The sequence below is a fragment of the Actinoplanes sp. GCM10030250 genome (genome assembly GCF_042666575.1).
Lineage (GTDB): Bacteria > Actinomycetota > Actinomycetes > Mycobacteriales > Micromonosporaceae > Actinoplanes.
Window position 1 is genome coordinate 93374 of record NZ_JBHTDO010000020.1, and the last position, 14571, is coordinate 107944.

10 protein-coding genes are annotated in these 14571 nt (G+C 73.5%); 6 read left to right on the plus strand and 4 right to left on the minus strand.

Translation table 11 applies throughout. From position 1 onward, the window contains the following. Positions 1-50 precede the first annotated feature (50 nt). A complete protein-coding gene (locus ACFQV6_RS24605; protein WP_378029930.1) occupies positions 51-512 on the plus strand; it encodes a hypothetical protein in 462 nt (153 codons plus the stop codon). On the opposite strand, the gene ACFQV6_RS24610 is transcribed toward ACFQV6_RS24605, so the two are convergent. Together ACFQV6_RS24610 and ACFQV6_RS24615 are read right to left on the minus strand one after the other, a co-directional pair. Then, positions 504-1238 (minus strand): STAS domain-containing protein, encoded by a 735-nt coding sequence (locus ACFQV6_RS24610; protein ID WP_378029931.1) that lies wholly within the window; start codon positions 1236-1238, stop codon positions 504-506. The two genes, ACFQV6_RS24605 and ACFQV6_RS24610, sit on opposite strands and share 9 nt — an antisense overlap. 21 nt (positions 1239-1259) lie before the next feature. Further along, positions 1260-1613, minus strand: coding sequence for an STAS domain-containing protein (locus tag ACFQV6_RS24615; RefSeq protein WP_378029932.1), 354 nt, complete (start codon positions 1611-1613; stop codon positions 1260-1262). Between the two features lie 237 nt (positions 1614-1850). On the opposite strand from ACFQV6_RS24615, the gene ACFQV6_RS24620 reads away from it, so the two are divergent. Then, complete coding sequence (locus ACFQV6_RS24620; protein ID WP_378029933.1) at positions 1851-3218, plus strand: hypothetical protein; 1368 nt, start codon at positions 1851-1853, stop codon at positions 3216-3218. Between the two features lie 75 nt (positions 3219-3293). Here ACFQV6_RS24620 and ACFQV6_RS24625 read toward each other — a convergent pair whose 3' ends face one another. Next, complete coding sequence (locus tag ACFQV6_RS24625; RefSeq protein ID WP_378029934.1) at positions 3294-4886, minus strand: MFS transporter; 1593 nt, start codon at positions 4884-4886, stop codon at positions 3294-3296. A gap of 140 nt (positions 4887-5026) precedes the next feature. Between ACFQV6_RS24625 and ACFQV6_RS24630 the strand changes: the two genes are divergently transcribed. The 3 genes from ACFQV6_RS24630 to ACFQV6_RS24640 are packed head-to-tail and all read left to right on the plus strand — an operon-like array spanning position 5027 to position 9393. After that, a complete protein-coding gene (locus ACFQV6_RS24630; RefSeq protein WP_378029935.1) occupies positions 5027-6049 on the plus strand; it encodes a Ppx/GppA family phosphatase in 1023 nt (340 codons plus the stop codon). A gap of 7 nt (positions 6050-6056) precedes the next feature. Next, positions 6057-6365, plus strand: a complete 309-nt coding sequence (locus ACFQV6_RS24635) for a hypothetical protein (RefSeq protein ID WP_378029936.1) — start codon at positions 6057-6059, stop codon at positions 6363-6365. Further along, the gene (locus tag ACFQV6_RS24640) at positions 6355-9393 is read left to right on the plus strand and encodes a hypothetical protein (protein WP_378029937.1); all 3039 of its coding nucleotides are present in this window, start codon (positions 6355-6357) and stop codon (positions 9391-9393) included. The genes ACFQV6_RS24635 and ACFQV6_RS24640 overlap by 11 nt, the downstream gene beginning before the upstream one ends. On the opposite strand, the gene ACFQV6_RS24645 is transcribed toward ACFQV6_RS24640, so the two are convergent. Then, positions 9387-11648, minus strand: a complete 2262-nt coding sequence (locus ACFQV6_RS24645; RefSeq protein WP_378029938.1) for a putative bifunctional diguanylate cyclase/phosphodiesterase — start codon at positions 11646-11648, stop codon at positions 9387-9389. The genes ACFQV6_RS24640 and ACFQV6_RS24645 overlap by 7 nt on opposite strands. 124 nt (positions 11649-11772) lie before the next feature. Here ACFQV6_RS24645 and ACFQV6_RS24650 point away from each other — a divergent pair, with 124 nt between their 5' ends. Continuing rightward, complete coding sequence (locus ACFQV6_RS24650) at positions 11773-14565, plus strand: FAD-binding and (Fe-S)-binding domain-containing protein (protein WP_378029939.1); 2793 nt, start codon at positions 11773-11775, stop codon at positions 14563-14565. Positions 14566-14571: the final 6 nt, after the last annotated feature.

Sequence of the window (14571 nt, forward strand, 5' to 3'; positions counted from 1 at the left end):
CCGGACGGAAGCGGCAGCCGGACGGAAGCGGCAGCCGGAAGGGAGAGACAGTGACCGCGGTGACCCGTGACGATCTCGGCGCCTGGCTGCTCAAGGGCAACGCCGACCACACCGACCTGCTCGGCCGCTTCACCCGGGAGCCGCGGGTGGAACGGTGGTGCGTGCAGCGCAGCTACCGCCTCGACCTGATGAGCGCGGGCCAGCCGGTGCTGTTCTGGGCCAGCGGGAGCCGGCGGCGCGGCCTCCCGTACGGGATCTGGGGCTGGGGTGAGCTGAGGGGGCCCGCCCGCCGTGAGACCGATGGACCCGGCTGGTGGGTGCCCCTCGACCTGACGATCGCCGGCCCGTCGGCGTGGATCCCCCGCGAGGTGCTGCGCGCCGACAGCGAGCTGGCCGGCCTCGAGGTGCTGCGGCAGCCGCAGGCGGCCAACCCGTCCTTCGTGACCCGGCGGCAGCTGGAGGCGATCCGCCTCCTCCAGCGGACCTCTCGGTATGAGGCTCGGTCAGGCTGACCTGTCGTGCCGGGGGAGGGTCGCCCAGACGACCTTGCCGCCGTTTGCGGGCAGGACGCCCCAGCGGTACGACATGGCGTTGACCAGCAGCAGGCCGCGCAGGTCTGCCGGGTCGGCCGAAGCCGGTGGTGGCAGCACGGGCTCCGCGGTGCTGCCGTCGCGCACCGCGATGATCAGGTAGCGGCGGCCCAGGGTGAGCCGGAAGTCGATGATCGTCTGGGCGTGCTCGACCGCGTTGGTGACCAGCTCACCGGCGACCACGCTCGCCGGGCCGGTCAGATGCGGCAGGTCCCAGCGGTCGCACCCGGCGGTGATCAGCTCGCGCGCGTGCCGGGCGGCACCGCTGACCGGCAGCAGCGTGTCCTTGATCATCGGGGTGCGCGGGGCCGGCTCCGCGGTGAGCGCCTGCTCCACCGAGGGGTGCATCATCATCCGTCCGTAGCCCGAGGTGAGCAGGCGGGCCAGCTCGGGGCCGGGTGCGGCGAGCATCAGCGGAGTGCCCGGCCACAGGGCGGCCTGCCGGGAGGCGGCCAGGAACACCGACGCGGCGGCCGGCTCGGTGACGACGGTGGCGGTCAGGTCGACCACGACCGCGTCGGGCTCCTCGACCAGGCACTTCAGCAGGGCGGCGCGCACGGTCGGCGCGGAGGAGACGGACAGCTCACCCTCGACGCGCACGAGCAGGCGCGTCCCGATGGGCTCGATGTCGCACCGCACAGCAGACACCACTCCATTGTTGCGCGTTTGTCAGAAACCGGTGTCGGCCTCGGCCGGCTTCATCGACGTGACCCTGAGCACCCCGATCAGCCCGATGCTGTCCAGCACCTGGTGGACCAGGCCGTGCGCGTTGACCACCCGGAACCCGCAGTTCCGCAGGGACGTGGCGTCGTGGCCCTCGAGCAGCGCGCGCACCCCGGAGGCGTCCAGGAAGGTGACGTGGCCGAGGTCGACGATCACCTCGGTCACCCCGGCCTGCTCGGCGGCGTTGGCGATCAGACCGGCGAGGCCGTCGCCGGTGTCCTGGTCGAGCTCGCCGGTGACCCTGAGCCACGATCTGCCGGCGCCGCCGTCCTGCTTGCTCACCGCGAACGGAGTGACCATGAAATCCCCCTGCGGCGAACCGGGCGGGCGCCCGTTCGCCCAGGCCACCCTACCGTCGTGAACCGGCCGGCTGACCCGCAGGAAGTCCCCGCTCCGGCCGGAACAGACCTTCGGGGGACAGACCAGGGCCCCGAACGAGGGACGAGACGGCACGCCGGTGTATGAGTTGCCCGGCATACCCGGTGCCAGGTGGGGTAGGCGGGCGGGGCCCCACCCCCCTCCCCACGGCGGTGCACCATGAACCAGGATCTCAACCTGTCCCGCACCTCCGCACCACGGGCCGGGCGGGTGATGTGCGCCGACAGCCTGGGCCGGACACTGCTGGCGATGGCCGTGCCGCCGGCGCAGCGCCGCGGCGGCATCCTGCGGCGGGTCCCGACGCTGGGCCGGCGCTGTGAGCTGCCGGAGGAGTTGCGCCGTGAGGTCCTCGCGGCGGACGCGGTGGACCAGGCCGTACCGCTGGCGCACGTGCAGCACATCGACGCGGAGGCGGTGGCGAGCTGGATCGTCGCCCAGTATCCGGCGGCGGCGTACCCGGCGGTGGTGCTGGGCTCGCCGCACGGCGCGGCCGTGCATCTCGCGGCTGCCTGCGGCGCCGCCTGGCTGCCGACCACCTTCACCGTCACGGTGCCGTGGCCCGGTGGTTCCCCGGCCAACTGGGTGGGTGCCATGGTGTGGGGCACCAGGCTGGCGGAGCGCATTCTCGACACCAACCCCGGGGTCACCGTACGACAGGTGCACGATCCCGTGGCCCGCGGAGCCCTGTGCGGGGCCACTGTCTCCCTCCAGATCAGATGGCAGACCGTGCCGGCGGCGTACCGCACTTTCCTCCGGTCGCGGGTCGTGCCCGGCGGCGCGTCGGTGCTGGCGCGCGACCTGCGTACCTGGCCGGTGCTGGACGGGCCGGCGGGCTACAGCTTCCAGGTGGGCTCGCCGACCAGCGGCTGGACCCCCGACGACTACAGCGTCTGGACCTTCGCCGCGCACGACTGGCCGGCACCGGGGCCCGGCGTGCCCCGGCAGTACGCCGAGACCAGCGGCGAGCCGGCCATCGAACCGGAGCTGCGGCGGCTCGCGGCCGGGAACGGCTCGTCGTGCCACCGCCTGCTCTACACCGACCCGCACGTGCTCAGCGCCTGCGTGGCCGACCTGTACCGGGACTGGCAGCCGGCACCGGCCGGGGAGCGGCACGCCGTCGTCGGAGCCGGCCGGATGACCGATCCCTGGCAGGTCGTCGACGGGGGGATGGTGCCCTACTGGTGCGAGTCGTCAGCCAGCACGGCCACCGAGACGGCGGAGATGTGGCTGGCCGCCAGCATGCCGTTCGACCGGATCAGCGTGCTGCCGGACCCACCGGGAGCCCTGTTCGCCGGCACCGCCACCCTGTCGCACTGGCGGGCCATCGCCCGTTTCGCCGGTCGCGGCGGCGCGATCGACAGGTACGTCGCCGGCCGCTACCCCCTGCTGCCGTCGGCCGCCGGCCACGCGACCCGGTACCTGCAGAGCGCCGTCCCAGGACGGCGCCGCCCCGCCCCGATGATCGCCGGCGACGCGGTGCGCCACCTCAGCGGAACCGGCTCCCGCCTGGGCCTCCTGGTCACCTGAGCGGGCGCTCCGGCCCGCCCCGCGCGCGACCGAGCCGGCCCTGCGGGGAGGACCGCAGGGCCGGCGGAGGTTGTGTCAGGAGTCGGCGGCGATCAGGTGTGTCACCACGGGCGGGGTGGTCGACAGTTCGCGTACGCGGCGGTCCAGGGCCTCGTCGGCGCCGGTCAGGCGGCCGCCGTGCTGGCGCAGGTGCTCGCCCCAGCTGGGTACGACGTAGAGCTCCACCATCCGGTCCTGGTTCTCCCCGGCGCGGAAGACTCCCCACTGCACGGCGCCGGTGCGCAGGCGGGAGCGGCGGACCGCGGACATCGCTGTCAGGAACTCCGCCTCCCGCTCGGCGGGCACGATGTAGGTGACCTCGACGACGACCGGGCCGGCGTCGCGTTCGGGCTGGTGGGTCAGTTGCGGTTCGGGCCAGGGTGTGGCCGGGTCGCGGTTGAGGTGGCGGCTGGTCAGCAGGGGTGCCAGCGGGATCGTGGCGGCGCCGGCCAGGGTGAGGGCGGCGGCGATCAGGAACGCCTCGACCAGGCCGATCCGGTCGGCGAGGACGCCCCAGGCGAGGGAGCCGAGCGCCTGGCCGCCGAAGAAGACGACCTGGTAGGTGGCCAGGCCGCGGGCGCGAACCCAGTGGGGGAGCAGGAGCTGGACCTCGGCGTTGAGGCTGGAGAGCACGGCCATCCAAGCGGTGCCGGCCGGGATCAGGGCGACGATCACGACGGCGGGGGTGCGGACGGTGCCGAGGATCGTGAGGACCAGGGCGTAGGTGACGCTCGCGGTGGCGAGCATGGCGGTGCCGGAGAGGGCGGAGCGGATCTTCGGCATGACCAGGGCGCCGAGGACAGCTCCTATGCCGAGGGCGGCGAGCAGTAGCCCGTACCCGCTCGCCCCGAGACCCAGCCTGCGCCCCGCCACCAGGGGCAGCAACGCCCAGAGTGCCATCGCGGGCACCACGAAGACGCTGCTGCGCAGCAGCAGCCGTCGCATGATCGGCGAGTAGCGCACATAGCGGCCGCCCGCGCGCAACGCCGCGACGAACGGCTCGGGGCCGGCGCCCTCGTCCTGCGGCCCGCGCCGCCACAGCAGCAGGGCCACCACGAAGATCAGGAAGGTCGCCGCGTTGATGCCGAAGACGGCCGCCGGCCCGGCCTGCGCCACCAGGACGCCGGCGATCGCCGGTCCGATGGCCCGCGCCGAGTTCATGCTGATCGCGCCGAGCGACGCGGCGGACGGGATCAGCGGTCGCGGCACCAGCTCGGGGATCACCGACTGGTAGGTCGGGTTGGTGACCGCCATGCCGCAGCCCAGCGCGAACGTGAGCGTCAGCAGCAGTGCCGGTGACATCTCGCCGGCCAGGGTGAGCGCGGTGAGCGCCACGCCGACCGCCAGCTGGAAGAGCTGCACGCCGATCAGCAGCCGGCGCCGGTCCAGCGAGTCGGCCACCACACCGGCCGGCAGCCCCAGCAGGAGCACCGGCAGGGTGCCCGCGGTCTGCACCAGCGACACCAGCGTGCCCGCGTTGGGCTCGTCGAGCAGCAGCCACTGCGCGCCGACGGTCTGCATCCACGTGCCGATCTGGCTGCCGAGCACGGCGAACCAGAGCAGCCGGAAGACGCCGATGCGCAGCGGTGCCCAGGTGGAGGGCTCGGGAGCGGTGATGGTCGCCGTCATGGCGACCGGGTGCCCGCACAGCCGCCGGTCTACTCGCTGTGCCGTCGATGACATCGCCGCGTGAACCCGCGCGGGAAGCGGGCTGTGCCGTCCACGACATCGCCGCGTGAACCCGCGCGGGGAATGGGTAGCCTCGCTCGATGCGACTGGGCGTTGTCGACGTTGGTGCGAACACTCTGAATCTGCTGGTGACCGATTCGTGCGGGGTCGCCCCGCTGCCGGTCTACGCCCGCAAGCTCCGGACCGGGGTGTCCGCGCGGCTCAAGCCGGGTGGTGCCGTCAGCCGGGCCGGGCGGCAGCGGGTGGTCGCGGCCGTGACCCAGGCGGTCAAGGAGGGGCGGCGGGCCGGTGTGGACGAGGTCTTCGCGTACGCCACAGCGGTGATCCGTGACGCGCCCAACCGCGACCAGGTGCTCAAGGACGTGGAGTCTGCCACCGGTCTGCGGCTCGGCGTGCTCACCGGCGTGGAGGAGGCCCGGCTGACGTTCCTGGCGGCGCGCCGGTGGCTGGGCTGGCGGGCCGGGTCGATGCTGATCGCCGACATCGGCGGCGGCTCGGTCGAGCTCGCGGTCGGCCCGGATCGCCTGCCCGACGAGGCGCTGTCGTTGCCGCTGGGAGCGCGCGAGCTCACCCGCGGGTTCCTGCGCGACGGTGACCCGCCCAGCGAGCACGCCGTCCGGGTCCTGCGGCGCCACGTGCGCGAACAGGTCGACCAGGTCGCGGCCCGCTCGTGGTGGCGCTCGGCGGACACCGCGGTGGGCACCTCCAAGACGTTCCAGCAGCTGGCCCGGCTGACCGGGGCGGCACCGCTGCGCCGGGGGCCGTTCGTGACCCGCCTGCTGCGGCGCCGCGACCTGCGCCCGTGGATCGACCGGCTCGCGGGGGCGCCGGTGCGGCGGCGGGCGCGGTTCCCCGGGGTGTCGATGCACCGCGCCTCGCAGATCCTGGCCGGCTCGATCGTCGCGTACGAGCTGATGGGCGGCCTGGGGATCGACTACCTGCAGATCTGCCCGTGGGCGCTGCGGGAGGGGATCCTGCTGTCCCGCCTGGAGGGTGACACGCCGCCGCTCGGCGTCAGGTGGACGCCGTGGGAGATGCTCGCGGTGCCGCCGGACGGCTGGCCCGGCTCGGCCTTCTTGGATCGAGGGCGATCAACGGCATAATCGGAGGATGAGGCGGCGCCGCTTGATGGCAGGAGCAGTCCTGCTGGCCTGCGCGGTGGCCGCCGCGGGATGGACGATCGTCCTCGTCGCGCGTGCCGGCCTGGAGGACGCCGACCGGCTGTCCAGTGTGATCGGCGCGGCGGGCTCCCTGGTGCTCGGCGCCACCGGCCTGTGGGTGGCGCTGCGCGCGCGGCAGGACGCGGCAGGTCAACCGGCCTCGACGCAGATCAACCAGGCGTCCGGCCACGGCACGGTGTACGGCGTTCAGGGCGGCACCCTCAACGTCACCGACCCGTCTGTTCCCGATGACCGGTGACACCCCGGCCCGGCAGGTCAACGTCGCACACGACAATGCCACCGTGCTCGCGGTGCAGGACGGTGACCTGCACGTACACCAGCGGATCGGCACCCACCTGATCGAGGAGCTGTCGTTCGGCGAGGCACCGCCCCTGCTGGACGAGCAGCCGAGCCGCCTGCTGAACGCGGACAACCGGGTGGTCAGCTTCACCGGCCGGGAACGGGAGATCGCCGAGCTGACGGCGTGGCGGGACACACCTACCTCGGCGGCCGTCCGGCTCGTGCACGGTGGCGCCGGGCAGGGCAAGACGCGGCTGGCGTACCGGTTCGCCGAGCTGTCCCAGGCGTCCGGGTGGATCGCTCTGCACGCCCGGCACAGCCGCGACGCCGTACGGCCCGTCGAGGTGTCCGGCGGCAGCGACGTGGTCCCGTCCGGCCGGATCCTGGTGCTGGTCGACTACGCGGAGCGCTGGCCGCTCTCCGACCTGCTGGCCCTGCTGCTCGACGGGCGCCTGCACCGCAGCGCGGGACTGCGGGTGCTGCTGCTGGCCCGCCCGGTCGGCAACTGGTGGCACGCCCTGACGTACCGGCTCTCGCAGTCGCTCGGAGCGCACGCCGACAGCGTCGAGCTGGCCCCGCTGGGCGAGACCCAGGTGGGTTACCGGGAGGCGTTCGAGGTGGCCCGTTCGTGCTTCGCTCGGGTTCTCGGCGTGACCGATCCGGGCCATCCGGCGCCGGAGGCCGAGGGTTCGGTGCTGACCATCCACATGGCGGCTCTGGCGTACGTGCTGGCGGTGCGGCACGGCGACGTCCCGCCGACGGATCCCGGGCACCTCTCGGCGTACCTGCTGTCCCGGGAGCGCAACCACTGGCAGGCGATGTACGACAACGAGCGGCGGATCGAATCCCCGCCGCAGGTGCTGGGCCGGGCGGTCTTCGTGGCCGCGCTGACCCGTCCGCTCGACCACGCGGCGGCCGTTCTCACGCTGCGGTCGGCGGCGGTCGCCGACAGCGTGGAAGCCGCCGCGCGGGTCCTCGACGACCACGCGATGTGCTATCCGGCGCACAACCCGGAGACGCAGCTCGAGCCGTTGTACCCGGACCGGCTCGCCGAGGACTTCGTGGCCCTCCAGACGCCCGGTCACGCACTGCCCGGGTTCCGCCCCGACCCGTGGGCCACCGGCGCCCTGCCCGCACTCGCCGGCGGCGGCCCGGGGACGGCCGGCACCGCGCTGCCGCTGCTCGTCGAGGCCGCCCGGCGGTGGCCGCACCTCGCCGAGAAACACCTCCTGCCGCTGCTGGCGGCCCACCCCGAGCTGGCCGTCCAGGCCGGTGCCGTGGCTCTGTCGGTGCTTGCCGCCGCCCCGATGATCCCGCTCGATGTGCTCGCCGCGATCGAGGCCTCCCTTCCGAACGACCCACCGCAGGACCTGTACGCCGGAATCGCCGCCATCACCGAGCGGCTCGCCCGCGACACCACCGACCCGGCACGCGCGGCCCGGCTCCTGCGCAAGCTCGGCTGGCGCCTGCTCGACTCGGGCCGTGTCGCCGACGGCCTCGCCACGCTCACCGCGGCGGTCGACACCGCACGCCGGCTGGCCGCCGGGAACCACACCGCCCACGTCGCGCAGCTGGAGTCGGCGTTGCGCGCGGCCGGGCGCGCGCACGCCCGGGTGGGTGACTGGAAGAAGGCCGCCGCCGCCCTCGGGCAGGCCGTCGCCTGCTGGAACGACCCGGCCGGCCGGGCGGTGCCGGGACCGGAGGACATCGCGAGCTGCCTGGCCGACCTCAGCCTCGCCCTCTGGCACATCGGCGACAACGCCTGGTCACTCACGGTCCGCGACCAGGCCCTCCAGCAACTCCGCCGCCTGGTGAGCACCGACCCGCGGCACCGGCGCACGCTCGCCCGCACGCTCGTGCAGCAGGCCGAACAGCTGCGCCGGGGTGAGCGCCGGGACGACTCGCTGGACGCGCTGGACGAGGCCACCGACCTGTTGCGAGCGGTCGCCGGCGGCGTGGGGTCCGGTATCGAGTCGGACATCGCGACGGCCCTGCTCGCCCGGGCCAAGACGTTGCAGTCCCTCGGCCGGCTCGCCGAGGCCGAACACGCCGCGTCGGGCGCGGTGCGGTTCTACCGGCAGCTCGCGGGCCTGAACGTCGCCTTCGACCAGGACCTGGCACAGGCCCTGGAGGCGGAGGCCGACATCCTCGCCGCCCGCAATCGGTGGGCCGGGGCGATCGAGGCGCAGGCGAACGCGACGGCGATCCACCGGCGGCTGATCCGGATCAACGCCGAGCGTTACGGCCTGGACCTCGTCCACACGCTGATCCGGTTCGCCCGCCTCTGCCGCGACGCCGGGCGCAAGCACCGCGAGGGGCTGGAGACCCTGGCCGAGGCGATGCGGCTGTTGCACAGCGGCCAGTGGGACGCGGCCACTCAGCAACGGCTGCTGGCGGTCGCCCAGTCCCTCGGCGCCGATCTGCTGGAGGCGTCCGGCCGGCGGGAGGACGCCGACACCCTGCGCCGCCCGCGCCCGGCGCGGCAGCCACCGTCGCCGACGGCGACACCGCAGCGCACGAGGCCGTCGTCGCAACGGCCGGTGTCCACCGCGGAGGACCGGGCACGGGGCCGGTCGATGGCCGACCTTCCGCCGTACACGGCACGGCGCCTGCTCGAGGAGCTGGAACCGCGCAGCGTCGCGGCGACGCTGGTGACGATGAACCCCCGGCACGATTGGCTGGAGATGATGTTCCGCGGCTTCCACAGCGACGACGCGTTACGGATTCTGCGCCGGCTGGTGCAGTTCGACGAGCTCGTCAAGAACCCGGTGGTGCTGCAGCGCACGGCGAAACTGCTGCTCGGTTGTTCCTCGCAGTTCGTCGCCGGTGTGCTCGGGCAGGCGGCACCCCTGACCGCCGCCACGATCCTCAGCTTCGACGAGTGGACCATCGAGGCGCGGCGCGTACTGAGGCTCATGGACCCGGCCGAGTCGGACCCGATCGTGCGCCTGCTCGCCTACGACCCGGAGCGGCCGTTCGGTCAGTGAGGGGCCGGGCTCGTCAGGGCCGGGAAGGGGTCGGCGACCGGGCGGCCGTAGTGGTAGCCCTGGAGCAGGCGGTAGCCCAGGTCGTACAGGGCCTGCGCCTGCTCGGCCGTCTCCACGCCCTCGGCCACCGCGGTCAGGCCCAGGCCCTCGCAGACCTGGATGAGCGCCCGGGCGATCACCACGTGCCGTCCCGCCTCGGTGATGTTGTCGACGAACGACTTGTCGACCTTGAGGACGTCGACCGGGACGGTCTGCAGCAGGCCGAGCGACGAGTGGCCGGTGCCGAAGTCGTCGAGCGCGATGCGGACGCCGAGGGCCCGCAGCTCGTGCAGGGCGGTCACCGCCTGGCCGCCGGCGAAGACCGCGGTCTCGGTGACCTCGACGGTCAGGCACTGCGGTGGCAGGCCGGCGGTGGCGAGGGCGGCCGCGACGGTACGCGGGAACTCCGGCCGGGCCAGCTGACGTGCCGACACGTTGACGCTGACCCGGTCGGGCGCACGGGTGCCCAGCTCGCTACGCCAGCGGGCCATCTGCTCGCACGCGGTCCGCAGGATCCACGCGCCGAGCTCGACGATCAGGCCGTTCTGCTCGGCGACCGGGATGAAGTGGGCCGGGCTGATCATGCCGCGCTGGGGGTGGTGCCAGCGGACGAGAGCCTCCACGGCCGCGACGCGCCCCTCCGGTACCGCGACGATCGGCTGATAGACCACCGCGAACTGGCCGCCGTGGATGGCGGCCGCCATCTCGGCGCCGAGCCGGGCGTGCTCGCCGGCCCGCTCGTCGAGCGCCTGTGACCAGCACCGGTACGGCTCCCCGGTCTCCTTGGCCGCGTGCATCGCCGACTCGGCGCGGCGCAGCAGCTCGACCGGTTCGCCGGCCTCGGCCACGCCGAGACTCGCGCCGACGAGCAGCTGGTGCCCGGCGGCGTCCACCGGGGCGGCCAGCGCCGTGAGCAGGGCGGCGACGTCCGGACCGGGCAGCAGGAGCGCGAACTCGTCCCCGCCGACGCGCGCCACCAGAGTGTTTCCCGGTGCCGCTTCGAGGAGACGGGCGGCCACGACCACCAGGACCTGGTCGCCGACCGGCCGGCCCAGCTCGTCGTTGATGTTCTTGAAGCCGCTGAGCCCGAGGAAGGCGATGTGCCGGGGGCCGGTCACCGTCGCCTCGGCGAGGGCGTGCTCGAAGTGGCGCCGGTTGGGCAGGCCGGTCAGCTCGTCGCGCATCGCGACCAGCTCCAGCTGGTCGGCCTGTCCCTGCACCTTGCGTACCAGCCAGGTCACCCGGGTGGCCACCAGCACGATCAGGACGGCCGAGCTCGCCCCGATGGCGATGCGGTCGACCGCGTTGTCCCCGACGCCGGGGATGAACAGCATCGCCGGTGCCAGCAGGGCGCACGCGGTCAGCACCAGGGGCTGGCCCCGGCCGGTCCGGGCGGTACGGGCCGGGTTCTTCTCGGCCTCCGAGGCCATCGCGGGGTGCAGGGCGGCGGCGGCCCACAGCACATAGGCGAGCAGGAAGCCGGCGGAGAACTCGTCGCCGTCGCCGCCGGAGTAGAGGCTCACCACGGAGAAGCCGACGTCCGACACCAGCAGCAGGACGGTGGCCACGGTGAGCAGCCGGGTGCTGGTCGTGCCGGTCCGCGCGGTCATCAGCCGGGCCAGGATGGCCAGCAGCAGGGCGTCGCCGGCGGGATAGGCGGTGCCGATGATGCGCTCGAGGGCCGAGGCGGACGAGTCGGCGGCGATCGGGTGCAGCACGAAGATCCAGAAGACCAGGCCCAGGCTGACGCCGGCCATGGCGGCCTCGGTGATCCGGGCTCCGGCCCGGCGGCTGCGCACCAGCAGCCACAGGCCGGCCGCCAGCACCGGGTAGAAGAGCAGGTAGAAGACGTCGGCCAGGGACGGGTACGGCTCCTGCTCCAGGACGAACACGTAGAACGCCCACACCAGGTCACCGCAGGCGGAGACGGCCTGACCGGCGGCGAACCAGTACCACATGGTCCTGTTCCGCGGCCGGTGCAGGCGCACGCCGACCAGGATGGTCGCCGCCGAGACCAGGCCGACGGAGGCGTAGAACAGGTTCGACGCGAGGCCTCCGGTGGGCAGCAGGTAGTAGCCGACGGTGGCCAGGACCCCCGCCGCGACCCACCAGCGCCACAGCGTCGAGAGTTGCACGAAGGTGTAGATCGGTGCGGCTCGTTCGAAGTTGAGGGTCTTCCGGGCCACACCCGGCGGATTCCAGGCGAGAGACCTCACACCGCCCACGGCACCGCGCGGGGGTCATCGGGGCGGCGACTACCATGTGCGCGACGTCCGGAGCGCGTTCACCGCCGAACCCAGGCCCGGGGCGGACCAGCCACCAGACAGCCTTGGAGATCGCGTGACCAGTGCTGACCTCGCCGCCCGCCTGCGCGCGGCCGGTGTCGCCGACGTTCTCACCGACGCGGCGCACCGGTCCGCCTACGCCAGTGACGCCTCGCTCTACCGGGTGGTCCCGCAGGCGATCGTCCGGCCGCGCCACGACGAGGACGTGGCGGCGTCGCTGGGCGTGTGCCGTGAGCTGGGGGTGCCGATCACCGCCCGTGGTGCGGGCACCTCGGTGGCCGGCAACGCCATCGGGCCGGGCCTGGTGCTCGACTTCAGCCGGCACATGAACCGGGTTCTGGAGGTGGATCCGGGGTCGCGGACCGCGCGGGTGCAGGCCGGCACGATCCAGGCGACGCTGCAGGCCGCGGCCAAGCCGCACGGGCTGCGCTTCGGCCCGGACCCGTCGACGCACACCCGCTGCACCATCGGCGGCATGATCGGCAACAACTCGTGCGGTTCGCGGACCCTCGGGTACGGCCGCACCTCGGACAACGTGGCTGGCCTGACCGCGTTCACCATCGACGGCGAGCAACTGATCACGGCACCGCTGACCGGTGCGGAGAAGGTCACCGGCGCGCTCCGCGAGCTGGTCGGGGCCAACCTGGCCACCGGCCGGACCGAGTTCGCCACGTTCGGCCGGCAGGTCTCCGGTTACGCCGTCGAGCATCTGCTGCCGGAGAACGGCTTCAACCTCACCGAGTTCCTGGTCGGCAGCGAGGGCACCCTCGCGGTGATCACCGAGGCGACGGTGAAGCTGGTCGCCGACCCGGTCCACCGAACGCTCGTCGTGCTCGGTTACCCCGACTTCGGCACCGCCGGTGACGTCATCCCGTCGATCCTGGAGTTCCGGCCGACCGCCTGCGAGGGCCTCGACCACCGCATCTGTGACGTGGTCCGCAGCCGCCGCGGCCCGGGCGCCGTCCCGCCGCTGCCGGCCGGCGCCGCCTGGCTGATGGTGGAGATCGCCGGTGACGACCTGGGCGACGTCCGCGACCGGGTCGCGAAGCTGGTCGCGGCCGCCCAGGCGGTTGACCACCGGGTCGTGGAGGACACCGCCGAGGCCGCACCGCTGTGGAAGATCCGTGAGGACGGCGCGGGGCTGGCCGGTCGCGCCCCGTCCGGGCTGCCCGCGCACGCCGGCTGGGAGGACGCCGCCGTCCCGCCCGCGCGGATCGGCGCCTACCTGCGTGACTTCGACGTCCTGGTGGACCGGCACGGGCTGACCGCGATGCCGTACGGGCATCTCGGCGACGGCTGCGTGCACGTGCGCCTGGACTTCCCGCTGGACCGGCCGGGCGGCCCCGCCAAGTTCCGCGCGTTCCTGGAGGACGCCGCGGACCTGGTCGTCAGCTACGGCGGGTCGCTCTCCGGGGAGCACGGTGACGGGCGTGCCCGCAGCGAGCTGCTGACCCGGATGTACTCGCCCGCGGCGATCAGCCTGTTCCGGCAGATCAAGCAGACCTTCGACCCGCGCAACCTGCTCAACCCCGGCAACCTCGTCGACCCGGACCCGGTGGACGCGAACATCCGCGTGTCGCAGGCACGCCCGGTCACCACCGAGCTGGCGCTTGCTTACCACCACGACGGCGGCGACTTCAACCAGGCGGTGCACCGCTGCACCGGCGTCGGCAAGTGCCGGGCGGACACCACGGTGCTCGGCGGGGTGATGTGCCCGTCGTACCTGGCCACCAGGGAGGAGAAGGACTCCACCCGGGGCCGGGCGCGGGTGCTCCAGGAGATGCTCGACGGTGACCTCGCACCGGATTGGCGCGCGGACGCCGTACACGATGCGCTTGATCTGTGTTTGTCCTGCAAGGGTTGTGCGTCCGACTGCCCGACCGGCATCGACATGGCGGCTTACAAGTCGGAGGTTCTGCACCAGAGCTACCAGGGGCGGGTCAGGCCGCGGTCGCACTACTCGCTCGGGTGGCTGCCGCGCTGGTCGCGCCTGGCGTCGCGGATGCCGAGGCTGGCGAACCTGATGACGAGCCTGCCCGGCATCCGTGGCCTCGCGCTGTATCTCGCCGGCGTGGACAAACGGCGCAACATTCCCGCCTTCGCCGATCGGACCTTCCGCTCGTCCTTCACGCCGGGGCAGACCGGCAAGCCTGTCGTGCTCTTCGTGGACAGCTTCACCGACCATTTCTCGCCGGAGGTCGCGCGGGCCGCCGTCGACGTGCTGACCAGCGCCGGCTACGCGCCGCGGATCACCAGCCGGAAGGCCTGCTGCGGGCTGACCTGGATCTCCACCGGTCAGCTCGACGCCGCCCGCCGGATTCTCGGCGCGACCGTCGAGGAGCTGCACGAGGCCGCGAAGCAGGGCATTCCGATCGTCGGCCTGGAGCCGTCCTGCACCGGCGTGCTGCGCGCCGACGCGGTCGAGCTGGTGGACAACGACGCGGCTCGGGCGGTCGCGAAGGCGACCATGACGGTGGCCGAGCTGCTTGCGGCCACTCCCGGCTGGGAGCCTCCGTCGCTGGCGGGGGTACGGGTGATCGCCCAGCCGCACTGCCACCACCACGCCGTGATGGGTTGGGACGCCGACGCCCGCCTGCTCAAGAGGGCCGGTGCGACGGTGAAGCGGCTCGGTGGCTGCTGCGGGCTGGCCGGGAACTTCGGGGTCGAGCGCGGGCACTACGAGGTGTCGGTGCAGGTCGCCGAGCAGCAGCTGCTGCCCGCGCTGGAGAAGGCCGAGGAGGGTGACATCTTCCTGGCCGACGGCTTCTCCTGCCGCACCCAGGCCGAGGACCTGGCCGACACGCCCGGCAAGCACCTCGTGCAGCTGCTCCAGGAGCACCTCCGCTGATCCCCG

Bases quoted from the DNA above. Each gene is read 5' to 3' on its own strand.
- ACFQV6_RS24615 (WP_378029932.1), bottom strand. From the start codon at position 1,613: ATGGTCACTCCGTTCGCGGTGAGCAAGCAGGACGGCGGCGCCGGCAGA.
- ACFQV6_RS24620 (WP_378029933.1), top strand. From the start codon at position 1,851: ATGAACCAGGATCTCAACCTGTCCCGCACCTCCGCACCACGGGCCGGG.
- ACFQV6_RS24625 (WP_378029934.1), bottom strand. From the start codon at position 4,886: ATGACGGCGACCATCACCGCTCCCGAGCCCTCCACCTGGGCACCGCTG.
- ACFQV6_RS24630 (WP_378029935.1), top strand. From the start codon at position 5,027: ATGCGACTGGGCGTTGTCGACGTTGGTGCGAACACTCTGAATCTGCTG.
- ACFQV6_RS24635 (WP_378029936.1), top strand. From the start codon at position 6,057: ATGAGGCGGCGCCGCTTGATGGCAGGAGCAGTCCTGCTGGCCTGCGCG.
- ACFQV6_RS24640 (WP_378029937.1), top strand. From the start codon at position 6,355: ATGACCGGTGACACCCCGGCCCGGCAGGTCAACGTCGCACACGACAAT.